General features: G+C 62.8%; 22 protein-coding genes. 13 read left to right on the forward strand and 9 right to left on the reverse strand.

Annotated elements, in window-relative coordinates; translation table 11 throughout:
- The first annotated feature begins 11 nt into the window (after window positions 1-11).
- Both choX and AC0ZZU_RS00415 read left to right on the forward strand, forming a co-directional pair.
- Complete coding sequence (gene choX / locus AC0ZZU_RS00410; protein WP_476338205.1) at window positions 12-935, forward strand: choline ABC transporter substrate-binding protein; 924 nt, start codon at window positions 12-14, stop codon at window positions 933-935.
- Between the two features lie 106 nt (window positions 936-1,041).
- Window positions 1,042-2,607, forward strand: coding sequence for a SulP family inorganic anion transporter (locus AC0ZZU_RS00415; RefSeq protein WP_476338207.1), 1,566 nt, complete (start codon window positions 1,042-1,044; stop codon window positions 2,605-2,607).
- Here AC0ZZU_RS00415 and aroE read toward each other — a convergent pair.
- Window positions 2,604-3,425: a shikimate dehydrogenase gene (aroE, locus tag AC0ZZU_RS00420; protein ID WP_476338209.1), complete on the reverse strand. Its 822-nt coding sequence runs from the start codon at window positions 3,423-3,425 to the stop codon at window positions 2,604-2,606. The genes AC0ZZU_RS00415 and aroE overlap by 4 nt on opposite strands.
- Window positions 3,426-3,450: 25 nt before the next feature.
- On the reverse strand, window positions 3,451-4,380 hold the full coding sequence (gene hemF / locus AC0ZZU_RS00425; RefSeq protein ID WP_476338211.1) for an oxygen-dependent coproporphyrinogen oxidase: 930 nt from the start codon (window positions 4,378-4,380) through the stop codon (window positions 3,451-3,453).
- A 133-nt stretch (window positions 4,381-4,513) separates the two neighbouring features.
- Between hemF and AC0ZZU_RS00430 the strand changes: the two genes are divergently transcribed.
- On the forward strand, window positions 4,514-5,491 hold the full coding sequence (locus tag AC0ZZU_RS00430; RefSeq protein WP_476338213.1) for an NADPH:quinone reductase: 978 nt from the start codon (window positions 4,514-4,516) through the stop codon (window positions 5,489-5,491).
- Between the two features lie 64 nt (window positions 5,492-5,555).
- Here the strand turns inward: AC0ZZU_RS00430 and tsaC are convergent, their stop codons facing one another.
- Together tsaC and dprA are read right to left on the reverse strand one after the other, a co-directional pair.
- Entirely contained in the window at window positions 5,556-6,113 is a 558-nt protein-coding gene (gene tsaC, locus AC0ZZU_RS00435) for an L-threonylcarbamoyladenylate synthase type 1 TsaC (RefSeq protein ID WP_158464740.1), read from the reverse strand.
- Between the two features lie 37 nt (window positions 6,114-6,150).
- Complete coding sequence (gene dprA / locus AC0ZZU_RS00440; protein ID WP_476338216.1) at window positions 6,151-7,248, reverse strand: DNA-processing protein DprA; 1,098 nt, start codon at window positions 7,246-7,248, stop codon at window positions 6,151-6,153.
- Window positions 7,249-7,458: 210 nt separating this feature from the next.
- Between dprA and def the strand changes: the two genes are divergently transcribed.
- Genes def through AC0ZZU_RS00465 form a run of 5 tightly spaced genes read left to right on the forward strand, consistent with a single transcriptional unit; the run spans window position 7,459 to window position 11,972 of the window.
- Entirely contained in the window at window positions 7,459-7,965 is a 507-nt protein-coding gene (gene def, locus AC0ZZU_RS00445; RefSeq protein WP_476338218.1) for a peptide deformylase, read from the forward strand.
- Between the two features lie 58 nt (window positions 7,966-8,023).
- Complete coding sequence (gene fmt / locus AC0ZZU_RS00450; RefSeq protein ID WP_476338219.1) at window positions 8,024-8,956, forward strand: methionyl-tRNA formyltransferase; 933 nt, start codon at window positions 8,024-8,026, stop codon at window positions 8,954-8,956.
- Complete coding sequence (gene rsmB, locus AC0ZZU_RS00455) at window positions 8,953-10,263, forward strand: 16S rRNA (cytosine(967)-C(5))-methyltransferase RsmB (RefSeq protein ID WP_476338221.1); 1,311 nt, start codon at window positions 8,953-8,955, stop codon at window positions 10,261-10,263. The genes fmt and rsmB overlap by 4 nt, the downstream gene beginning before the upstream one ends.
- Window positions 10,264-10,278: 15 nt before the next feature.
- Window positions 10,279-11,652: a Trk system potassium transporter TrkA gene (gene trkA, locus AC0ZZU_RS00460; protein WP_476338223.1), complete on the forward strand. Its 1,374-nt coding sequence runs from the start codon at window positions 10,279-10,281 to the stop codon at window positions 11,650-11,652.
- Window positions 11,653-11,663: 11 nt separating this feature from the next.
- Entirely contained in the window at window positions 11,664-11,972 is a 309-nt protein-coding gene (locus tag AC0ZZU_RS00465) for a tetratricopeptide repeat protein (RefSeq protein WP_476338225.1), read from the forward strand.
- A 43-nt stretch (window positions 11,973-12,015) separates the two neighbouring features.
- Here the strand turns inward: AC0ZZU_RS00465 and AC0ZZU_RS00470 are convergent, their stop codons facing one another.
- Complete coding sequence (locus tag AC0ZZU_RS00470; protein WP_476338227.1) at window positions 12,016-12,903, reverse strand: lysophospholipid acyltransferase; 888 nt, start codon at window positions 12,901-12,903, stop codon at window positions 12,016-12,018.
- Window positions 12,904-12,943: 40 nt separating this feature from the next.
- Entirely contained in the window at window positions 12,944-13,495 is a 552-nt protein-coding gene (locus AC0ZZU_RS00475; protein WP_476338229.1) for a DNA-3-methyladenine glycosylase I, read from the reverse strand.
- Between the two features lie 82 nt (window positions 13,496-13,577).
- Between AC0ZZU_RS00475 and glyQ the strand changes: the two genes are divergently transcribed.
- From glyQ to AC0ZZU_RS00495, 4 genes are read left to right on the forward strand one after another with little or no spacing between them, the layout of a single operon-like run.
- Window positions 13,578-14,525 (forward strand): glycine--tRNA ligase subunit alpha, encoded by a 948-nt coding sequence (gene glyQ / locus AC0ZZU_RS00480; protein WP_158460849.1) that lies wholly within the window; start codon window positions 13,578-13,580, stop codon window positions 14,523-14,525.
- Complete coding sequence (gene glyS, locus AC0ZZU_RS00485; protein ID WP_476338232.1) at window positions 14,522-16,576, forward strand: glycine--tRNA ligase subunit beta; 2,055 nt, start codon at window positions 14,522-14,524, stop codon at window positions 16,574-16,576. The genes glyQ and glyS overlap by 4 nt, the downstream gene beginning before the upstream one ends.
- 3 nt (window positions 16,577-16,579) lie before the next feature.
- Window positions 16,580-17,113 (forward strand): D-glycero-beta-D-manno-heptose 1,7-bisphosphate 7-phosphatase, encoded by a 534-nt coding sequence (gene gmhB, locus AC0ZZU_RS00490; RefSeq protein ID WP_476338234.1) that lies wholly within the window; start codon window positions 16,580-16,582, stop codon window positions 17,111-17,113.
- Window positions 17,114-17,172: 59 nt separating this feature from the next.
- Window positions 17,173-17,943, forward strand: a complete 771-nt coding sequence (locus AC0ZZU_RS00495) for a lysophospholipid acyltransferase family protein (protein WP_476339089.1) — start codon at window positions 17,173-17,175, stop codon at window positions 17,941-17,943.
- 170 nt (window positions 17,944-18,113) lie between these two features.
- On the opposite strand, the gene AC0ZZU_RS00500 is transcribed toward AC0ZZU_RS00495, so the two are convergent.
- Both AC0ZZU_RS00500 and AC0ZZU_RS00505 read right to left on the reverse strand, forming a co-directional pair.
- A complete protein-coding gene (locus tag AC0ZZU_RS00500; RefSeq protein ID WP_476338236.1) occupies window positions 18,114-19,736 on the reverse strand; it encodes an MFS transporter in 1,623 nt (540 codons plus the stop codon).
- A 98-nt stretch (window positions 19,737-19,834) separates the two neighbouring features.
- On the reverse strand, window positions 19,835-21,484 hold the full coding sequence (locus AC0ZZU_RS00505; RefSeq protein WP_476338238.1) for a GMC family oxidoreductase: 1,650 nt from the start codon (window positions 21,482-21,484) through the stop codon (window positions 19,835-19,837).
- Between the two features lie 137 nt (window positions 21,485-21,621).
- Between AC0ZZU_RS00505 and AC0ZZU_RS00510 the strand changes: the two genes are divergently transcribed.
- Entirely contained in the window at window positions 21,622-22,509 is an 888-nt protein-coding gene (locus AC0ZZU_RS00510; RefSeq protein ID WP_476338240.1) for a LysR family transcriptional regulator, read from the forward strand.
- A 2-nt stretch (window positions 22,510-22,511) separates the two neighbouring features.
- Here AC0ZZU_RS00510 and AC0ZZU_RS00515 read toward each other — a convergent pair whose 3' ends face one another.
- Window positions 22,512-23,318 (reverse strand): sulfite exporter TauE/SafE family protein, encoded by an 807-nt coding sequence (locus tag AC0ZZU_RS00515; RefSeq protein WP_476338242.1) that lies wholly within the window; start codon window positions 23,316-23,318, stop codon window positions 22,512-22,514.
- Window positions 23,319-23,321 lie beyond the last annotated feature (3 nt).

Genomic DNA, 23,321 nt, shown 5'->3' on the forward strand with positions numbered 1-23,321 from the left:
GAGAGACCGCGATGAAACACTTGTCCACAGCCGCGATTGCCCTAGTCCTGAGTCTGGCCGGTGCCTCGGCCAGCGCCGAAGACGCCAGCTGCAGCACCGTGAAGCTGGCCGACCCTGGCTGGAGCGACATTGCCTCCACCAACGCCGTCGCCCGCTTGCTGATGGAAAGCCTGGGTTACCAGGTGAAAATCGACAGCCTGGCGGTGCCGATCATCTATGGCGGTCTCAAGGACGGCAAGGTCGACGCTTTCCTCGGCAACTGGATGCCGGCCCAGCAGGGATTCCACGACAAGTTCATCGCCACAGGTGACGTCAAGCAGTTGAGCCGTAACCTTGAGGGCACCGAGTTCACGCTCGCAGTTCCGGATTACGTATGGAACGCCGGCGTGAAGTCATTCGCCGACTTGCAGAAGCATGCCAGCGCATTTGACCAGAAGATTTATGGTATCGGCTCTGGTGCCCCGGCCAACCTGTCGCTCAAGGAGATCATCGACAAGAATGAATTCGACCTGGGGCGCTGGAAACTGGTCGAATCCAGCGAACAGGCGATGCTCGCCCAAGTACAGCGCGCCACTCAGAAAAAGCAGTTCATCACATTTCTTGGCTGGACCCCGCACCCGATGAACGTGAAGCTGAAGATGCATTACCTTACCGGTGGGGAGAAGTGGTTTGGCAGCAAGGGCGAGGTGTTTACCCTGACGCGCAAGGATTATCCACAGGCGTGCCCGAACGTCGCGAAGCTGCTGGGCAACCTGAATTTCACATTGGACATGGAAAACGCCATCATGGCGGAAGTTGTGGATAAGAAGGGGAGCGTCGATGCTGCGGCCAAGGCGTGGGTGAAGGCGCATCCCGAGCTGCTTGACGGATGGCTGAGCGGTGTCACCACCCGCGACGGTGCCGATGCCAAGCCCGCAGTAGCTGCCCAGTTATAGACCTGCTTCCACGCTCGGACGCGATACCTGTAGGAGCTGGCAAGCCAGCTACCACAAGTATCGCGCCGTCATAGACAAGGATGGTGTGTTATCGCCGAGAACCCGCATGCCCAGGCTTGACCGTTTGATCCCCTTCCTGAGCTGGCTCCCCCGGCAGTCCCGCACCAGCGTGCGCCGCGATCTGCTGGTGGGCCTGAGCGGTGCGATTCTGGCCTTGCCGCAATCCATTGCCTACGCCCTGATCGCCGGCCTGCCCGCCGAGTACGGTCTCTACGCAGCCATCGTGCCGGTGCTGATCGCCTGCCTGTGGGGATCGTCGTGGCACCTGATCTGCGGTCCGACCGCCGCGATCTCCATCGTGCTGTATGCCAGCGTCAGCCCGCTGGCGGTCAGCGGCAGCGATGACTACATTACGCTGGTCCTGCTCGTGACATTCCTGGGTGGCGTGTTCCAGTTGCTGCTCGGGCTGCTGCGCTTCGGAGCCCTGGTCAACTTCGTTTCCCATTCCGTGGTGCTCGGTTTCACTCTTGGGGCGGCGGTCGTGATCGCCTTGGGCCAGATGCCCAACCTGCTCGGCATGAATCTGTCCGGCCAGGCAACCGCGCTCAAGACAGTGGAAGATCTGCTCGGTCACGCAGGGGATGTGGATATCCCATCCCTCGTACTTGGCCTGGCCACGCTGGGAGTCGGCATGGCCTTCAAGGTCTGGCGTCCGCGTTGGCCAGGACTGTTGATTAGTCTGGCAGCGGTCAGCCTGGTGGCGTGGCTGCTGCCAGGATATTTCGGTCATGTGCAGCGAGTACCGGGCTTCATCGGCCAACTGCCACCGCTGAGCCCCATACCGCTGCTGGACCTTGAGGCTATTTTGCGCCTGCTCCCCAGCGCCGTCGCGGTGGGCATGCTTGGCCTGGTCACCAGCCTGTCGATTGCCCGCTCGCTGTCTGCCCGCTCCGAGCAATTGATCGATGCCAACCAGGAAATCCGTGCCCAGGGCTTGTCGAACATGGTTGGCGCGTTCTTTTCCGGTTACTTGTCCTCGGGCTCGTTCACCCGTTCGGGGTTGAGCTACGAGGCGGGGGCGCGTTCGCCGTTGGCGGGTGTGTTTTCGGCGCTGTGGGTGACGCTGTTCGCGGTGTCCGGCGCAGGGCTGATCGCGCATCTGCCCCTCCCGGCCATGGCCGGCAGCATCCTGCTGATCTGTTGGGGGCTGGTCGACCATCGTGGCATGCGAGCTCTGTTCAGGGTCAGTCGCTCGGAGTTTCTGGTCATGGCGCTGACCGCTGCGGCCACCTTGCTGCTCGAGCTGCAGACCGCCATCTATGCCGGGGTCCTGGCCTCCTTGTTCTTCTACCTCAAGCGCACCTCACGGCCGCGGGTGCAGCAGTCACGCGAAGGGAAGTCCGATGTATTGCGGGTTGGCGGTTCGATCTTCTTTGGCGCCAGCCACTACCTGCAGGTTCGCCTGCAACGTTGCGAGGGCCCTGACGTGGTGATCGACGCACGGCAGATCAACTTCATCGACTATTCGGGCGTCGACATGCTTCACCGCGAAGCCCGCCGCCTGGCGCGCGCAGGAGGCAGCCTGACGCTGCATCACGCCCGGCCACAGGTGATCGAAGATCTGCACAAGCTTGAAGGGGCAGCGCTGTGCCCCATTCGTTTCGAGAATTAGCGCGCCAGCTGGCGACGCAGCTCGGCCAACACCGGCGCGGTGTCCGGGCGCACATCACGCCAGATATAGAAGGCTTCGGCAGCCTGCTCGACGAGCATGCCCATGCCGTCGAGCACCTTGGCCGCGCCCAGGTCGCTGGCCCATTTGCAGAAAGGGGTGGGCTCCTTGGCGTACATCATGTCGTAGCACACGGTCAGCCCGGGCTGCACCAGACTCTCGGCAATCGGCGGCATCTCGCCCGCCAGGCTTGCCGAGGTGGCGTTGATGATCAGGTCGACGGGCTCCTGCAGCCAGGCGAAACCGCTGGCGGCCACCGGGCCCAGGTCGGCAAACTCACGCGCCAGTTGCTCGGCCTTCTCCACCGTGCGGTTGGCGATCACCAGCGACTGTGGCCTTTGCGCCAGGATCGGCTCCAGCACACCGCGCACCGCGCCGCCGGCACCCAGAATGAGGATTCGCTTGCCCGCAAGCTCGACCCCTGCGTTTACCGTCAGGTCACGCACCAGGCCTGCGCCATCGGTGTTATCGCCTTCCAGGGTGCCGTCATCGAGTTCCGTGAGGGTGTTGACCGCGCCAGCGCGCCGTGCACGAGGGGTCAGGGTGTCGGCGAGACGAAACGCCTCTTCCTTGAACGGCACTGTGACGTTGGCGCCATGGCCCTGCTTGAAGAAGCCACGCGCGCAGTCACTGAAGTTATCCAACGGGGCGAGCAGAGTGCTGTACTCCAGGTCTTCGCCGGTCTGGTCGGCGAACAGGCGGTGGATCAACGGCGACTTGCTGTGGCCGATGGGGTTGCCGAAAACAACGTACTGGTCCATGGACAAAGCTCCTGGGCGTTTCAGATCACAGCGTTGGGTTGCCGGCCTGGCCGAGCCAGTCGCGGTCCTGCAGGTAGTAGTCGGTCAGACGCGCTTCCTCGCTGCCCGGCGCGGCCTTCCAATCGTAGCCCCAGCGGACCTGCGGCGGTAGCGACATCAGGATCGACTCGGTACGCCCGCCCGATTGCAGGCCGAACAGGGTGCCGCGGTCGTACACCAGGTTGAACTCGACATAGCGCCCACGCCGATATTCCTGGAATTCGCGTTGCTCGGCAGTGAACGGGGTGTTCCTGCGGCGCTGGACGATGGGCAGATAGGCCTCCACGAAGGCGTCGCCGATAGCCCGGATGAAAGCGAAGCAGGTGTCGAAGTCCCAATCGTTCAGGTCATCGAAGAACAGGCCGCCGATACCGCGCGGCTCGCCGCGGTGCTTGATATGGAAGTAGCGGTCGCACCAGGCCTTGTAGCGCGGATAGACATCGGCGCCGAAGGGCGCGCAGGCGCGTTCGGCTACCCGGTGCCAATGCACGCAGTCTTCCTCGTGGCCGTAGTAGGGCGTGAGGTCGAAGCCACCGCCGAACCACCAGACTGCTTCTTCGCCTTCTTTCTCGGCAATGAAGAAACGCACGTTGGCATGGGACGTCGGCACGTGGGGGTTATGCGGATGGATCACCAGCGACACACCGAGCGCCTCGAAGCCGCGCCCCGCGAGTTCCGGACGGTGCGCGCTGGCCGAGGGTGGCAGCCCCTTGCCAAAGACGTGGGAGAAGTTGACGCCGCCTTTTTCGATCAGCTTGCCCTCGCCGATCACTCGCGTACGGCCACCACCGCCGGCTTCCCGCACCCAGGCGTCCTCGACGAAGCGGGCGCCACCGTCCTCGGTTTCGAGCGCGGTACAGATTCGGTCTTGCAGGTCGAGCAGATAGGCTTTCACGGCCTCGGTGCGGCTAGTCATCAGGTCACCTGGGTGGGGCTGGGCAGATTTCGCCGCGTAGCATACCACCGGCAACCGGCACGCCGCAGTTGACGGCGGTCACGCAAAGGCGTCCGATAACGGTTTGCCCCAATGCCGACAACAGGAGTGAGAGATGGCCAAGCGTATACAGTTCAGCAAGCACGGTGGCCCTGAGGTTCTGCAATTGCTCGACTTCGAGCCCGCTGCACCCGGCCCCCAGCAGGTTCGCGTGCGCAACCAGGCGATCGGCCTGAACTTCATCGACACTTACTTTCGCAGCGGCCTCTATGCACCGCCATCCCTGCCATCGGGTCTGGGCACGGAAGGGGCGGGCGTGGTCGAGGCCGTCGGCGAGCAGGTCAGCCGGCTCAAGGTCGGTGACCGCGTCGCCTATGGCGGCGGCCCGCTGGGTGCCTACAGCGAAGTGCACACGCTGCCCGAGGCCAACCTGGTCAAGCTGCCCGACAGCATAAGCTTCGAGCAGGCTGCGGCGGTCATGCTCAAAGGCCTTACGGTGCAGTACCTGTTCAAGCAGACCTACGCCCTGCAGTCGGGCGACACCATCCTGTTCCATGCTGCTGCCGGGGGTGTCGGCTCGCTCGCATGCCAGTGGGCAAAGGCCATCGGCGCCAAGCTGATCGGCACCGTAAGCTCCGCCGAGAAAGCCGAGCGCGCCAAGGCTCTGGGCGCTTGGGAAACCATCGACTACAGCCGTGAAGACGTCGTCCAGCGGGTGCTTGAGCTGACCGATGGCAAGAAGTGCACGGTGGTCTATGACGGCGTGGGCGCCGACACGTGGCTTACCTCGCTGGACTGCCTGCAGCCTCGCGGCCTGATGGTCAGCTTCGGCAACGCCTCGGGCGCCGTCAGTGGCGTGAACCTGGGGATTCTGGCGCAGAAGGGATCGCTGTACGTGACTCGCCCGACCCTGGCGACTTACGCCAATACGGCTGAAAACACCCAGGCGATGGCTGATGACCTGTTTGCCATGATCAGCAGCGGGCAGCTCCAGGTGGATATCCAGCAGCGTTATCCCCTGGCCGAGGCGGCCAAGGCGCAGACCGAGCTGTCGGCACGGCGGACGGTAGGCTCGACCATCCTGTTGCCCTGACAGGCCACATGCAGTCTCGGTGGTAACGGGCCGTCGTGAATCAGGCCCGTTCCCACACAAAGGCTCAGCCCGGCCGGACGATTTCGCCCGTGGCCAGGTCGCGGATCACGCTCGGATTACGCCTGCCACCCAATGCCCCTCCCAGCACCAGATCCACCTGCCCGCGGAAGTACTGCTCTACCCGCAGCCGCGACTTGGCCGCCGGCCTGCCCTGCGGATTGGCCGAAGTCGAGATCAGCGGACCAACCAGCGCGCACAGGTCGCGCACCACCGGATGGTCGCTGACCCGCAAGGCCACCGTGTCATGCACGCCGGTCACCCACTCTGGCAACAGGCCCTGATGAGGCACCAGCCAGGTGTTCGGGCCAGGCCAGGTGCTGGACATGCGGTCGAGCCAGTCCTCGGGAAAATCCTCGAACAGGAAATCGAACTGGCGGATGTTGTCGGCGATCAGGATCAATCCCTTGTCCACCGAGCGGGACTTGATCGCCAGCAGGCGGTCCACCGCCTCTTCGTTCCAGGGGTCACAGCCCAGGCCCCAGACCGCTTCGGTAGGGTAGGCGATGACCGCGCCCGCCCGGATCTCACGCGCGGCTTGTTGCACACGCCAACTGCTCACCATTGCTGTTCTCCGCATATAAGGCTGGTGAGCAGTGTACTTAGCCGCAACGGGCAAACCAACGCCCGGCTGCATTGCTGACCCGGCCATCGAGCTCAAGCTCGGTGAGACTTGCCAGCACCTGGGCCAGCGGCAGGCCACTGCTGCGGGCCAGGCCTTCGCTGGTCTGCGGGGCTGCCAGGAGCAACTCCAGCAACGGATGCCCGGCCTTGGCCACGGGCGCGGCGGGCAGGTTCTGCCAGCCGCGCAGGCTGTCGATGATCTGGCCGACGCTCTCGACCAGCAAGGCCCCATCGCGGATCAGCTGATGGCACCCTTTGGCACCCGGATGGTGAATCGAACCTGGGATGGCGTACACCTCCCGGCCTTGTTCGGCGGCCAGGCGCGCCGTGATCAACGAGCCGCTGGCAAGGCCGGCTTCGACTACCAGGACGCCGAGGGAAAGGCCGCTGATGATCCGATTGCGCCGTGGAAAGTTGCCCGGCAAGGGGCCAGCATCGAGCGGGAATTCCGAGACCACTGCGCTGCCGCTCTCGATCATCGCCTTGGCCAGTGAGCGGTGGCTCTGTGGATAAAGTTTTTGCAGCCCGGTACCCAGGACTCCAATTGTTTGCCCAGAGGCATCTAGTGCAGCCCGGTGAGCAACGCCGTCGATCCCCAGCGCGAGACCGCTGGTGATGGTGAAACCGGCTTGGGCGAGGCACCGTGAAAACCCTGCCGCAGTATCGAGCGCAGGTGGAGAAGCGCGGCGGCTACCGATGATTGCCAGCTGCGGTTGCTCGAGTATTCCTGGATCGCCTGCGACAAAAAGCAGCGGGGGCGAATCGTCCACTTCCGCAAGCAGGGCCGGGTATCCAGGGCTGTCCCACATCAGCAAATCCTGGCCCGGATGCTCTAGCCAGGCCATTGCGGCGGCGGCCCCGTCGCGCGCATCGGCACTGCGCCGAGCCTCGCTGCAGGCCGGGGGCAGGCCCAGCGAGTGCCATGCGGCGGCCGGTGCGCTGAGCGCGCTGGAGGCGCTGCCAAAGGCCTTGATGAGTGTGCGAAACCGCTGGCCGCCTATCTGCGGCAGGCGATGAAGACGCAATCGGGCTTCCAGTTCAGCTGGCGGGCAAGTGGGGCAGCAGCGGGTCGTCATGCGGATTCATCCTTGATCGGCAGGCGGTCATCCAGTTGGCACAACCTGTGGATAACTGTGTTGATAATAGTTTGACAACCTGTCGATCGAAGCGGCTTACAGGTGTCCATTCACACCCTAGCCAAGCTTTGGCAGGTGCCGAACGCGGCGAATCCCTTTATTATGTGAATCCATGTTTGCAACCGAACGCACAGTACTGCTCAGACCCCTATGGCTATCTTGAACATCCTCGAATTCCCGGACCCGCGCCTTCGCACCCTCGCCAAACCGGTGACGGAAGTGGACGACGCCCTGCGCCAGCTGATCGATGACATGTTTGAAACCATGTACGAAGCGCCTGGCATCGGCCTCGCGGCCACTCAGGTCGACGTGCACAAGCGCGTGGTGGTCATGGACCTGAGCGAAGACCGCAGCGAGCCACGGGTATTCATCAACCCTGTAATCGAAGAGCTGACCCATGACATGGGCCAATACCAGGAAGGCTGCCTGTCGGTGCCCGGCTTCTACGAGAACGTAGACCGTCCGCTGCAAGTCCGGGTCAAGGCCCTGGACCGCGACGGCAAGCCCTACGAACTGGTTGCCGAAGGCCTGCTCGCGGTGTGCATCCAGCACGAATGCGATCACCTCAACGGCAAGCTCTTCGTCGACTACCTGTCCCAGCTCAAACGCGACCGGATCAAGAAGAAGCTGGAAAAGCAGCACCGCCAGCAAGCCTGATCCCGCCGACTTCCAAGGCTTGCTCCGGCAAGCCTTTTGCTTTTCTAGCGAGAACTCCATGCGCATTGTCTTCGCAGGCACCCCAGAGTTTGCCGCCGAACACTTGAAGGCCCTGCTCGACAGCCCTTACGAGATCGTGGCCGTCTATACCCAGCCAGACCGTCCGGCTGGCCGCGGGCAAAAGCTTGCGCCCAGCCCGGTCAAGCAGTTGGCGGCGGCGCACGACATCCCGGTATTGCAACCGCCGACCCTGCGCAATGCCGAGGCCCAGGCCGAGCTCGCAGCCCTTGAGCCTGACTTGATGGTGGTGGTTGCCTACGGCCTGATCCTGCCACAGGCCGTACTCGACATCCCGCGCCTGGGCTGCATCAACAGCCATGCCTCGCTGTTGCCACGCTGGCGCGGTGCTGCGCCGATCCAGCGCGCGGTGCAGGCGGGCGATGCCGAAAGCGGCGTCACCGTCATGCGCATGGAAGCCGGGCTGGATACCGGACCGATGCTGCTGAAGGTCAGCACCCCGATCGGCGCCGACGATACCGGTGGCAGCCTGCACGACCGCCTCGCCGAGATGGGCCCGCCCGCGGTGCTCGAGGCAATAGCGGGTCTGGCCGCAGGCACACTGCAGGGTGAGGTGCAGGACGATGCGCTGGCCACTTATGCACACAAGCTGAACAAGGACGAAGCGCGCATCGACTGGAGCCGCCCGGCCCTCGAGCTGGAGCGCCTGGTGCGCGCCTTCAATCCGTGGCCGGTGTGCCACAGCACGCTGGGTGGCGAAAGCGTGAAGGTGCTGGCGGCGGACTTGTCCACAGGGCAGGGCGCGCCTGGCGAGATTCTCGGCGCCAGCAAGGACGGCCTGGTGGTCGCCTGTGGCGAGCAGGCACTGTGCCTGACCCGCCTGCAATTGCCAGGTGGCAAGCCCTTGAACTTCAGTGACCTGTTCAACAGCCGCCGCGAAAAATTCGCCACCGGCACGGTGCTTGGCCAATGAACCCGCGTCTGGCTGCCGCCCGCGCCCTGGCCTCCGTGCTCAGCGGCAAAGCCTCGCTGAACAGCGCCTTGCCCATGCAACTGGACAAGGTCGACGAGCGCGACCGTGGCCTGACTCAGGACCTGGCCTTCGGTACCGCCCGTTGGGAGCCGCGCCTGGCCCTGCTGGCCGAGCAACTGCTGCAGAAGCCCTTCAAGAGTGCCGACAGCGATGTCCAGGCATTGTTGCTGGTAGGCCTGTATCAGTTGTTCTACACGCGGATCCCGGCTCATGCGGCGATTGGCGAGACCGTCGGCTGCGCTGAAAAGCTGAAGAAGCCTTGGGCCAAGGGTCTGCTCAATGCCGTGCTGCGCCGCGCCCAGCGCGAGGGCGAAGCGCTGCTTGCCGGCATGGAACGTGATCCGGTGGTGCGTACCGCTCATCCACGCTGGCTGCAGAAGTCCCTCAAGGCGTTCTGGCCAGAACAGTGGGAAGCCATCTGCGCCGCGAACAACGCCCATCCGCCGATGATCCTGCGGATCAACCGCCGCCATCACGGCCGCGACGCCTACCTCGCCCTGCTGGCCGATGCCGGCATCGGCGCCAGCGCCTGCCGCTACAGCCAGGACGGCATCGTGCTGGCCGAGGCCTGCGATGTGCGCACTCTGCCGGGCTTTGCCGAGGGCTGGGTCAGCGTCCAGGACGAAGCTGCGCAGCTGGCTGCCGACCTGCTCGACCTGGCCCCTGGGCAGCGCGTCCTCGATGCGTGCTGCGCCCCCGGTGGGAAAACCTGCCACCTGCTCGAGGCGCAAGGCGGCCTGGAACAGGTCGTGGCGATCGACCTGGAAGCCAAGCGCCTGACCCGCGTTCGCGAAAACCTCGATCGCCTCGGCCTGGATGCCGAGCTGATCGCGTGCGATGCGCGCGAGACCGCTACCTGGTGGGATGGCAAGCCGTTCCAGCGCATCCTGCTCGACGCTCCGTGCTCGGCCACCGGCGTCATCCGCCGTCACCCGGACATCAAGCTGACCCGCCAGGCCGATGACATTCCGGCTCTGGCCAGTCTGCAGGGCGAGCTGCTCGATGCGTTGTGGCCGACCCTGGCGGTGGGTGGGGTGCTGCTCTACGCCACCTGCTCCAGCCTGCCGACGGAAAACACCGAAGTGATCGAGGCGTTTCTTGCCCGCACGCCGGGTGCCCGTGAACTGGACATGGCCATCGAAGCCGGCCTGCGCCAGCCCCATGGCCGCCAGCTGCTGGCCCAGGAACGCGGTCACGATGGGTTCTACTATGCCAAGCTGATCAAGATCGCCGCCTCGCGCGGTTAACGGTGGGAGTAGCGGATGAAAATCATCATCCTCGGTGCAGGGCAGGTCGGCGGCACGCTGGCCGAGCACCTGGCCAGTGAGGCCAACGACATCACGGTGGTCGATACCGACGGCGACCGCCTTCGCGACCTGGGCGACCGTCTCGACATCCGTACCGTGCAAGGCCGCGGGTCTTTCCCCACGGTGTTGCGCCAGGCCGGCGCCGATGACGCCGACATGCTGGTGGCGGTGACCAACAGCGACGAGACCAACATGGTGGCCTGCCAGGTCGCCTACACGCTGTTCCACACCCCGACCAAGATCGCCCGGGTGCGCGAGGCGGCCTACCTGACCCGCGCCGGCCTGTTCGACAACGAGGCCATCCCGGTCGACGTGCTGATCAGCCCGGAGCAGGTGGTTACCCACTACATCAAGCGTCTGATCGAACACCCGGGTGCCCTGCAGGTGATCGACTTCGCCGACGGCAAGGCGCAGCTGGTGGCGGTCAAGGCCTACCATGGCGGCCCGCTGGTCGGCCAGCAGCTGCGTCAGCTGCGCTCGCACATGCCCAATGTCGACACCCGGGTGGCCGCGATCTTCCGCCGTGACCGGCCGATCAAGCCCCAGGGCGATACGGTCATCGAAGCCGACGACGAAGTGTTCTTCATTGCTGCCAAGGCGCACATCCGCGCCGTGATGGGTGAGCTGCGCAGCATCGACGAAACCAACAAGCGCGTGGTGATCGCCGGCGGCGGACAGATCGGCGAACGCCTGGCCGAAGCCATCGAAAGCCGCTATCAGGTCAAGATCATCGAGATGAACCCGGCGCGTTGCCGCCACCTCTCGGACACTCTCGAAAGTACGGTAGTGCTGCAGGGCAGCGCGTCGGACAAGGACCTGATGCTCGAAGAGAACATCGCCGAGGCCGACATCTTCCTGGCCCTGACCAATGATGACGAAGCCAACATCATGTCCTCGCTGCTGGCCAAGCGCCTGGGCGCGCGCAAGGTCATGACGCTGATCAACAACCCGGCGTACGTCGACCTGGTGCAGGGCGGCGAGATCGACATCGCCATCAGCCCGCAGTTGGCCACCATCGGCACCTTGCTTGCCCACGTGCGCCGTGGCGATATCGTCAGCGTGCATTCATTGCGCCGCGGGGCGGCCGAGGCCATCGAAGCCATCGCCCATGGCGATTCCAAGTCGAGCAAGGTGATCGGCAAGGCCATCGGCGAGATTGCCTTGCCCCACGGCACTACCATCGGCGCGATCATTCGCGCTGACGAGGTGCTGATCGCCCACGACCACACGGTGATCGAGGCTGGTGACCATGTGATCCTCTTCGTTGTGGATAAAAAATACATCCGCGACGTCGAGAAGCTCTTCCACGTGGGCCTGAGCTTTTTCTAGGAGAACCCGAGATGCGTGAATCGCTGGAAAAGATGCTGGCCAAGGGCGTGGATAACGCCCTGCTGCGCTTCGGCCTGGGCAAGGCCTGGCTCGATGAGGGCAACGGCGCCGAGGCGGCGGAGCATTTGAGCAAGTGCGTGGCGTTTGATCCGAAGTACTCTGCAGCCTGGAAACTGTTGGGCAAGGCGTATCAGGTGCAGGGGGATGCAGCGGGCGCACGGCGCGCCTGGGAGCAGGGCCTGGAGGCGGCCCGCGCTCATGGGGACAAGCAGGCCGAAAAAGAGATGTCAGTGTTCTTGAAGAAGCTGGATAAAGCCTGACACCGAGGTTGATGTCATCGCGGGCAAGCCTGCGATGACGGTCTCAATACCAGCGGGTTTCCCCGGCCGGCCGCTTCTTGAAGCGTTTCATGCTCCACATGTACTGGCTCGGATACTCACGCACGTACCTCTCTACCACCTGGCTCATGGCTGCCGTCGCGGTAGCGGTGTCTTCGCTGTACATGGCTTCGGGTGCCGCTTCGAGGATCACCTTGAACCCCGAACCATCCGGCAGCCGCAGAGCATGCAGGAACACGCCCACTGCCTTGCCTCCGGACAGCATGTTCGGTACGAATTTGCTGGTCAGCGCCTGGGTACCGAGAAAGGGCACGAAGAACCCGGCCGATTCCGCAGGCTCCGGATCTGCGGGAATACCCACCTGACCACCGCGCCGCACTTCCTTGATGATGCTCAGGATGCCTTCCTTGGTCGACGGCGCCACTCGGTTGCCCATCTGCACCCGCTGCTCGCGCAACAGGTCATCGACCGCCTTGAGCTTGGGCGGACGGTAGAAGATGATCGGTTTGCACTGGGCGCAATAAAAGTGGTTGAGCACTTCCCAGTTACCCAGGTGACTGGTGATGCCAACCACACCCTTGCCCGAGGCCAGCGCCTTCTCCAGCACCTCCAGCCCCTGTACTTCGCGCACCAGCGCCAGCGAGCGGTGCGCCGGCCAGATCCAGGCGCAGGCGCTCTCGGTGAACGACTTGCCGATGTCCATCAAGGCACGGCCCACCAACTGCTCGCGGGCAGCAGGGTCCATTTCCGGGAAGCACTTGGCAAGGTTGATCCGCACCACGTTGCGCGAACCGTTGGGGACCTTCCACATCAGCCAGCCGATACCCGCGCCGACCCGCTGCACAGCCCCCCAGGGAAGCTTGGCGAACAATCGCAGCGCTCCGACCATCAGGGCGCCCTTGAACTTTTCCACAGGCTGATTCCTTTTATTGCAAGCCGGGCATTGTAAACCTTCAGCGCAGGAGTGCGGCGTAGCGATCGCAATCGGTGGTGTGGTCCATGACCATGCCGGTGGCCTGCATGAAGGCGTAGCAGATGGTCGGACCGACAAAGGTGAAGCCGGCCTTGCGCAGGGCCTTGCTCATGGCCGTGGCCTCGTCGGTGACTGCGGGTATCTCGGCTCTCGCGCTGAAATGGTTGACCAGGGGTTTGCCGCCGGTAAATGACCACAGCCATTCGCCAGGGTCATCCAGCGCCAGCCAGGCCCGGGCATTGCGCCGGGCGGCGTGGAGCTTGAGGCGATTGCGGATGATGCCGGCATCCAGCATCAGCTCCTCGATGCGCTCATCGCTCATCTGCGCAAGGCGCCGAGGATCGAAGCCGTACAACACCTCCCGGTAGCGCTCTCGCTTTTTCAATACGGTGATCCAGGACAATCCCGCCTGGAAACCTTCTAGCAACAGCATCTCGAACAATGCCGCCGGGTCTCGCTGCGGGGTGCCCCACTCCTGGTCATGATAGGCCTGGTAAAGCGGATCGTCGGTACACCAAAAGCAGCGTGGCATAAGGCTCCATGGGTAGAGGGCCGAGCGAATCGGGTTATACTCCCGCTCTTTATATTCGCAGCCCTAGATACAGGTGAATTTCGTGAGCCAGCCTACGCCAGCCGTGCGTACCTTCCAAGACCTGATCCTCGCCCTGCAACAGTACTGGGCGGAGCAAGGTTGTGTGGTACTTCAGCCCTACGATATGGAAGTAGGCGCCGGCACTTTCCATACCGCCACTTTCCTGCGCGCGATCGGTCCAGAAAACTGGAACGCCGCCTACGTGCAGCCCAGCCGTCGTCCGGCTGACGGCCGCTATGGGGAAAACCCCAACCGCCTGCAGCACTACTACCAGTTCCAGGTGGTGCTCAAGCCGAACCCGGCCAACTTCCAGGAGCTGTACCTGGGGTCGCTGAAAGCCATCGGCCTCGATCCGCTGGTGCATGACGTGCGCTTCGTCGAAGACAACTGGGAATCGCCAACCCTTGGCGCCTGGGGCCTGGGCTGGGAAATCTGGCTCAACGGCATGGAAGTCACGCAGTTCACCTACTTCCAGCAAGTGGGCGGCATCGAGTGCATGCCGGTTACCGGCGAAATCACCTACGGCCTCGAGCGCCTGGCGATGTACCTGCAGGGTGTCGACTCGGTCTATGACCTGGTCTGGACCGACGGCCCATTCGGCAAGGTCACCTACGGCGACGTGTTCCACCAGAACGAAGTGGAGCAGTCCACCTACAACTTCGAGCACGCCAACGTCGAGAAGCTGTTCGAGCTGTTCGATTTCTATGAAAGCGAAGCCAACCGGCTGATCGAACTCGAACTGCCGCTGCCGACCTACGAAATGGTCCTGAAGGCCTCTCATACCTTCAACCTGCTCGACGCCCGCCGCGCCATCTCGGTAACCGAGCGCCAGCGCTACATCCTGCGCGTACGGACCCTGGCCCGGGCCGTGGCGCAGAGCTACCTGCAGGCCCGGGCCAAGCTGGGCTTCCCGATGGCGTCCCCTGAATTGCGTGATGAAGCGTTGGCCAAGCTGGAGGCTGCACAATGAGTGCTCAAGATTTCCTGGTTGAACTGGGCACCGAAGAGCTGCCACCCAAGGCCCTCGCCACCCTCGGCGATGCCTTCCTGGCAGGCATCGAGAAAGGCCTGCAGGCCGCTGGCCTGAACTACACCGGCAAGCGTGTCTACGCAGCGCCCCGCCGCCTGGCCGTGCTGCTCACCGCGCTCGACACCGAACAGCCTGACCGCAGCATCAATGTCGATGGTCCACCGCGCCAGGCGGCATTCGACGCCGAGGGCAACCCAACCCAGGCCGCGCTCGGTTTCGCCAAGAAGTGCGGTGTCGACCTGTCGGAAATCGACCAGACCGGGGCCAAGCTGCGTTTCTCCCAGCACATCCCGGGCAAGGCCACCGCCAGCCTGCTGCCGACCATCGTCGAGGATTCGCTCAACGACTTGCCGATTCCCAAGCGCATGCGCTGGGGTGCCCGCAAGGAAGAATTCGTACGCCCGACCCAGTGGCTGGTGATGCTGCTGGGCGACGAGGTGATCGACTGCACCCTGCTCGCGCAGAAATCCGGACGTGTTTCCCGTGGTCACCGTTTCCACCATCCGGAAGACGTCACCATCAGCGCCCCGGCCAACTACGCCGAGGACCTGCGCAAGGCCTACGTGCTGGCTGACTTCGCGGAGCGCCGCGAGCTGATCAGCAAGCGTACCGCCGAACTGGCAATGCAGCAGGAGGGCACCGCGATCGTGCCGCCAGCGCTGCTGGATGAAGTGACCGCGCTGGTCGAATGGCCGGTGCCGCTGGTGTGCTCCTTCGAAGAGCGTTTCCTGGATGTACCGCAGGAAGCCCTGATCACCACCATGCAGGACAACCAGAAGTACTTCTGCCTGCTCGACAGCGAAGGCAAGTTGCTGCCGCGCTTCATCACCGTGGCCAACATCGAGAGCCGCGACCCGCAGCAGATCGTCCTGGGCAACGAGAAGGTCGTGCGTCCGCGCCTGACCGATGCCGAGTTCTTCTTCAAGCAGGACAAGAAGCAGCCGCTCGAAAGCTTCAACGACCGTCTGAAGAACGTGGTCTTCCAGGCTCAGCTGGGCAGCGTCTTCGACAAGGCCGAGCGTGTCTCCAGACTGGCCGCGTTCATTGCCCCGCACATCGGCGGCGACGCCCAGCGCGCGACGCGTGCCGGCCTGCTGTCCAAGTGCGACCTGGCCACCGAAATGGTCGGCGAGTTCCCAGAGATGCAAGGCGTCGCTGGCTACTACTACGCTCTCAACGACGGTGAGCCGCAAGACGTCGCCCTGGCCCTGAACGAGCAGTACATGCCGCGCGGTGCTGGCGCCGAGCTGCCGCAGACCCTCACCGGTGCTGCCGTGGCGATTGCCGACAAGCTCGACACCCTGGTCGGCATCTTCGGCATCGGCATGCTGCCTACCGGCAGTAAAGACCCGTACGCCTTGCGCCGCGCCGCCCTGGGCATCCTGCGCATCCTGATCGACAAGCAGCTGGACCTGGACCTGACCGACGCGGTGAGCTTTGCCGTGGTGCAATTCGGCAACAACGTCAAGTCCGCCGGCTTGGCCGAGCTGGTGCTGGAATTCATCTTCGACCGCCTGCGTGCGCGCTATGAAGACGAAGGCATCGACGTCGCGACCTATCTGTCTGTGCGTGCCCTCAAGCCAGGTTCGGCGCTGGACTTCGATCAGCGCGTGCAGGCCGTTCAGGCTTTCCGCAAGCTGCCCGAAGCCGAGGCCCTGGCTGCGGTGAACAAGCGTGTTTCGAACCTGCTAGGCAAGGGCGAAGGCGCGATTGCAGCCCAGGTCGAGCCAAAGTACTTCGACAACGCCAACGAGTTCTCGCTGTATTCGGCGATCCAGCAGGCCGACCAGGCCGTTGGCCCGATGGCTGCGGCACGCCAGTACAGTGAAGCGCTGGCCCGCCTGGCTGCGTTGCGCGAGCCGGTGGACGCCTTCTTCGAGGCGGTGATGGTCAACGCCGAGGATGCCAACGTGCGTGCCAACCGTTATGCCCTGCTCAGCCGCCTGCGCGGTCTGTTCCTGGGTGTGGCCGACATCTCGCTGCTGGGGTAAGTCTTGAAACTGCTGATACTTGATCGGGACGGCGTGATCAATCACGACTCCGACGCTTACATCAAGTCGCTGGAAGAGTGGATTCCCATTCCCGGCTCGATCGAGGCAATCGCGCAGTTGAGCAAGGCGGGCTGGACGGTGGCTGTAGCCACCAACCAGTCTGGCATTGCCCGCGGTTACTACCCGCTTGCCACGCTCGACGCCATGCACGAGCGCCTGCGCGAGCTGGTGGCCGAGGCTGGCGGTGAGATGGGATTGATCGTCTATTGCCCACACGGCCCTGACGAGGGATGCGATTGCCGCAAGCCCAAGCCTGGCATGCTGCGGGTCATCGGCGAGCACTACCGGGTCGGCCTGGGCGGTGTATGGTTTGTAGGCGACAGCAGTGGTGACCTGAACGCCGCGAGCGCCGTCGATGCACAACCTGTTCTGGTAAAAACCGGAAAAGGACTACGGACCCTGAGCAAGGGGATTCCGGAAAACACCTTGGTGTTCGATGATCTGGCAGCCATCGCCAGACAACTCATTCAACAATAGTGCGCCGCGCTGGCGCACTTTCCTTTAGGCGGGCACGACCCGCAACGGTACATGCCACTATGTCGATGCTGCAGGCGATCAGAATTTTTCTTTTTTACCTGCTGTTGGGTACCAGTTCGCTCCTGTGGTGCACCCTTAGCTTCTTTATTGCGCCCTTTCTCTCGTTTCGCGGGCGCTATCGATTCATCAACGTCTACTGGTGCCGGTTCGCCCTGCTGCTGACGCGGGTGTTCCTGGGTATCAATGTCAAGGTCACAGGGTCTGAGAACATTCCTGCCCAGCCATGCGTGATTGTCTCGAATCATCAGAGCACCTGGGAGACGTTCTTCCTCTCCGCGCATTTCCAGCCGCTGAGCCAGGTCTTGAAACGCGAATTGCTGTACGTGCCGTTCTTCGGCTGGGCGATGGCCATGCTGCGGCCGATCGCGATCGATCGCGGCAACCCCAAGGAAGCGCTGCGCCAGGTCGCCAGCAAAGGCGACAAGCTGCTCAAGGAAAAGGTCTGGGTATTGATCTTCCCGGAAGGCACGCGAGTGCCTTATGGCCAGATCGGCAAGTTCACCCGCAGCGGCAGCGCCCTGGCGGTCAATGCCGACATGCCTGTGTTGCCGATCGCTCACAATGCGGGCAAGTTCTGGCCGAAGGATGGCTGGGGCAAGCGACCGGGGACGATCGAGCTGGTAATCGGCGCCCCCATGTATGCCGAAGGCTCCGGCCCACGAGCGGTAGCCGAGCTCAATGACAGGGTAGCGGCGTGGAACGTGCAGACCCAGCGAGCGCTGGGATCGTTGCCGGCGGCGGCAGAGAATCCAGCAGAGGGGGCTGCATGAGCCTTCTGTGGATAAGATGTGTGTAGTTTTTGGATTAACTGCTAGAAAACGTCTTAAGTTATTGATAATTAAGTTTATTTATCTGTATGACCGTTTCTCGAAAATCGTGCATAAGTTTTTCCAGGGCATAAAAAAACCGGCTTTTAAGCCGGTTTTTTTATGCGTGAGATTCAGACCTTGTCGATGTCTACATCACGCGTTTCTTTCAGACAGAAAATCCCTACCACCAGGCTCACTCCAGTGATCAACACCGGATACCACAACCCGTAGAAGATATCCCCGGTATACACCACCAGCGCGAAAGACACCGTAGGCAGGAAGCCGCCGAACCAGCCATTGCCGATGTGGTAGGGGAGGGACATGGACGTGTAACGAATGCGTGTCGGGAACAGCTCGACCATCACCGCTGCCAAGGGTCCATAAGTCATTGTCGCAATCAAGATCATCGCCACGATGATCACTACCACCATGAACTGATTGACCTGGGCTGGATCTGCCTTGGCTGGATAACCCGCCTGGTCGATGGCCGCGCGCATGGCCGCCTCGTCGAATCCATTGATCTTCTGCTCCCCCACACTCACCACAACGTCGCTGCCGCTTGCTGCGCTGACCGAGCTGTACGGCAGCCCCTGCTTGACCAGGAACGTCTTGACCTTGTCGCACGGGCTGTCGAAACGGGCTTTGCCCACAGGATCGAACTGGAAGGTGCAGTCCTGCGGATCGGCGGTGACGACGATCGGCGCTTGGCGACTGGCCGCGTCGATCTGCGGGTTTGCGTAGTGACTCAGCGCCTTGAACATCGGGAAGTAGCACACCGTTGCCAGCAGAAGACCAACCATCAGGATCGGCTTGCGGCCAATGCGGTCAGACAGCCAGCCAAAGAACACGAAGAACGGAGCCCCGATCACCACGCTGATGATCAGCAGGGTATTGGCCTGGGCAGGATCCACCTTGAGCATCTGGGTCATGAAGAACAGCACATAGAACTGCGCGGTATAGAACGTCACGGCCTGGCCGGCATTGATGCTGAACAACGCAGTCAGCACTACCTTGAGGTTAGGCCAAGAGGTAAAGGACTCGCGAATCGGCGACTTGCTGATCTTTCCTTGGGCCTTCATTTTCACGAAAGCTGGCGATTCGTGCATGCTCATGCGGATCCAGGTGGAAATGCCCAAGAGCACGATCGACAGCAGGAACGGCAGACGCCAGCCCCAGGTCTCGAACTGATCGCCGCTGATATAGCGGCTGCCCAGCACGACCAACAGCGACAGCAGCAGTCCGAGGGTGGCAGTAGACTGGATGAAACCGGTGTGGAATCCACGCTTGCCGGCTGGTGCATGCTCGGCCACATAGGTGGCCGCTCCACCATATTCACCACCCAGCGCCAAGCCTTGGAGCATGCGCAACACCACAAGAATGATGGGCGCCGCGATTCCGATGCTGGCATAAGTCGGTAGCAAGCCTACAGCGAAGGTAGACAGCCCCATCAGCACGATAGTGATAAGGAAGGTGTACTTGCGCCCGATCATGTCCCCCAGGCGTCCGAACACCAAGGCGCCGAACGGACGCACAAGGAAGCCTGCCGCAAAAGCCATCAAGGCAAAGATAAAAGCGGTGGTGTCGTTCACCCCGGCAAAGAACTGCTTGCTGATGACTGCGGCCAGTGCCCCGTAGAGAAAAAAGTCATACCACTCGAAAACAGTTCCGAGGGATGACGCGAAAATGATCTTGCGCTCCTCGCGCCGGCTTGTGGTCTTGGCTGTCGCGCCTTTTTCCGAAATATAGTCCGACATCGTTGCTGTCCTCGGCCCGCAGGCCACAGTGATTATTCTTTTTGTTCCACTGTCGGCAGCCACTGACGGCTGGGCTGCCGGTATTGCGCGCACCTTGGTCAGGGCGTCGGTAATGAGCTCGCGTCGTTGAAATTGATGTGGTTGGCCGCTCCCTTGAGGATTAGTTGTGCCGCTTTCTCGGCGATCATCAGCGTGGGTGAACAGGTATTGCCCGAGACGATCTGCGGCATGATCGACGCATCCACCACGCGCAGGCCGGGTATGCCATGCACGCGCAGCTGGTCATCCACCACATCCAGCACACCACTGCCCATGCGGCACGTGCCGACCGGATGGAAGATGGTTGTACCGATCATGCCGGCCGCATCTTGAAGCTGCTCCTCGCTCTGAAGCGCCGCGCCCGGCAGGTATTCCTCGGGTGAGAACGCCGCCAGCGCAGGCGCCTGCACGATTGCGCGGGTAATACGGATCGACTGGGCAGCAACCCGCAGATCCTCGGGATCGCTCAGGTAGTTCGGATCGATGAGCGGGGGGTCGGTCATGTCCGCCGAACGGATATCAATCCGGCCGCGGCTGCGCGGACGCAGGTTGCACACCGAGGCGGTAAACGCGGGAAAGCGGTGCAATGGCTCGCCGAAACGCTCCAGTGACAGCGGCTGTACGTGATATTGCAGGTTGGCGGTCGGCTGGCCGGGATCAGAGCGAACAAACGCGCCCAGTTGGCTTGGCGCCATGGCGAGCGGCCCACTGCGGTCATAGAGGTAGCGCAGCCCCATGCCCATCTTGCCCCACACGCTGTTGGCCATCTGATTGAGAGTGCGTGCATTGCGTATCTGATAGATCAGCCTCAGCTGAAGGTGATCCTGCAGGTTGCCGCCCACACCGGGCAACTCATGACGAACTCCGATGCCCAAGCCTTCGAGCAGCACGCGCGGGCCAATGCCGGAGCGCTGCAGGATACCCGGTGAGCCAACCGCCCCTGCGCAGAGGACAATCTCGCAGCGTGCGGAGAATTCGTGCCACTGGCCTTGCCAGAGCGCTTTCACGGCACAGGCCCGAGTGTTTTCCAGCACCACCTTGTCGACTTGTGCGCCGGTCAACACGGTCAGGTTAGGGCGCTGGGCAATGGGCCGCAGAAAAGCCTTTGCCGAGTTCCAGCGGATGCCACTGCGCTGGTTGACCTGGAAGTATCCACAGCCTTCGTTGTCACCGGTATTGAAGTCGGCAACGCTGGCTATACCGGACTGAGCCGCGGCCGCACGAAAGGCATCGAGTATCGGCCAGGCGACGCGCTGCTGCTCCACGCGCCATTCGCCCATGGCACCGTGGCTGTCACTGGCACCGCCGTAGTGATTTTCGCAGGACTTGAAAAGGGGGAGTACGTCTTTCCATGCCCAACCGGCATTGCCTTGGGCAGCCCACGAGTCATAGTCAGCCGACTGGCCACGCATGTAGATCATGCCATTGATCGACGAGCAGCCACCTAGGACCTTGCCACGGGGATACCCCAGGCTTCGACCGCCCAAACCAGGCTGGGCTTCGGTCTTCAGGCACCAGTCGGTGCGCGGATTGCCGATGCAATACAGGTAACCGACAGGTATGTGAATCCAGTGATAATTGTCGCGTCCTCCCGCCTCAAGCAGCAGGACACGCTTGGTCGGGTCCGCGGACAAACGATTGGCGAGCAGGCACCCGGCAGGGCCTGCGCCGACTATTACATAGTCGAAGACGAAATCGGCTGATGGCATATGCAACCCTGCGCCTGATTATTGTTCTTGTCCCGATCCATGTTATTGATTAATTTCGCGAAGGAAACGTTAGATTTCGCGCAACTGCTGTGCGTTTTAGCACAACGCTCGTGAACGCCTGATTCACAAGGAAAAGCATGTTCGACTGGAATGATCTGCGGTTTTTCCTCGAGTTGCAGCGCAGCGGCCGGCTCCTTACGGCAGCCAAGCGCCTCAACACCACCCACAGCACCGTCGCCCGCCATATCGAGAACATCGAGCGAAGCCTCGGCACGGCCTTGTTTGTCCAGCACGCCCAGGGTTACGAGCTGACGCCCTCAGGCCAGGCGCTGCTAAAGCATGCCGAGGCCATGGAGAACGTCGCCTTGCTGGCGCAGGAGGAAATCAGCCAGGCAAGCACGCCACTGGGCAAGATCCGTCTCGGCGTAACCGAGGGCATCGGTATCATGTTCTTTACGCCACGCATGAACGCGCTGTTCGAGCGCTACCCAGGCCTGGAGGTAGAGCTGGTGGCGGTGCCGCGATTTGTCAGCATTCTGAATCGCGAGGCCGAAATCAGTATTCACCTGGAGCGGCCCAACGCTGATCTGCTGATTACCCGCAAGCTCACCGACTACCGGCTGGCGCTTTATGCCAGCCGTGAATATCTGGCAAAGGCACCGCTGTTACAGCAACGCGAGGACCTGGCGCGGCACAGCTGGATCGGCTACGTGGATGATCTGCTATACAGTCAGGAGCTGCTGTTTCTCAACAGCTTCTGCCGAGCGCCGAGCGTGGCGTTTCGCAGCACCAGCGTGATCGCCCAGCAGCAGGCGGCGAGGGCTGGGCTGGGCATCGCGGTGCTGCCCAACTACATGGCCCGGCATGACCCGCACCTGGTACGGGTGATGCCCAGCGAGACGATCCAGCGCAGCTACTGGATCTGCACTCGCCGGGAGCTTCACAAGTCAGTTCGCTTGCGCGTGGTCTGGGACTACCTGATTGCTCTGTGCGCGCAGGAGCAGGCCGACCTGCTCGCTGAGTGACTTCAGCCCAACAGGACCTTGCCAGCCAGCAACATGGCGGCAGCAAGGCCGGTGAAGGCAAACAGCTGCTGGAGCCGCGGGCCTGCCAGCTTGCTCGACAGCGGGCGCGCCAGTAACAGACCCAGCACGGCACCTGCAGCGAAGGGCCCGCCGACCTCCCATTGCATGGCGCCTACCAGGCTGGCCGTGACCACACTGCCGGTCGATACCAGGGCAATCACGGCCAGTGAGGTTGCGACGATGCTCTTCATTTCCAGATTGGTATAGCGATTCAAGGCCGGGATGATCACAAAACCGCCACCCACGCCGAGCAGGCCGGACATGAGCCCTGACAACAGGCCAGTGCAGGCCAGCGCCCGAGCGCAGGGCAGTGTCCAACGCAACCTGCCTTGCTGCGGATTCATTACACAAGGCATGAGCTGGCGAGGTCCGCAGGGCGACTCACCGCGAAGCTCCCGACGGGCCTTGCGCCAGATGCGCAGGCAGGCATACGCCAGAACCGCCGAGAACAGCAGCGCCAGCGGAGCATTCGGCAAACGATGGGCGAGCAGGAGCCCGAAAGGCGTCGCTGCAATACCGATCAGCGCAACAAACAGTGCAGCGCGATAACGCACTACTCCCTGACGCAGGCCCAGCAAGGCACCCACTGTTGCTGCCAGGCCCACTGCGAGCAAACCGACCGGCGCGGCTTCGACCATGGGCAGGCCCAGTCCGAACACCAGCAGAGGTACCGCAAGTATCCCACCGCCAGCACCTGTCAGCGCCAGTACGGCGCCGATGATCATGCCCAGCAACATCTCAACAATCATGCA

The sequence above is a fragment of the Pseudomonas sp. JE3303 genome (assembly GCF_056312565.1).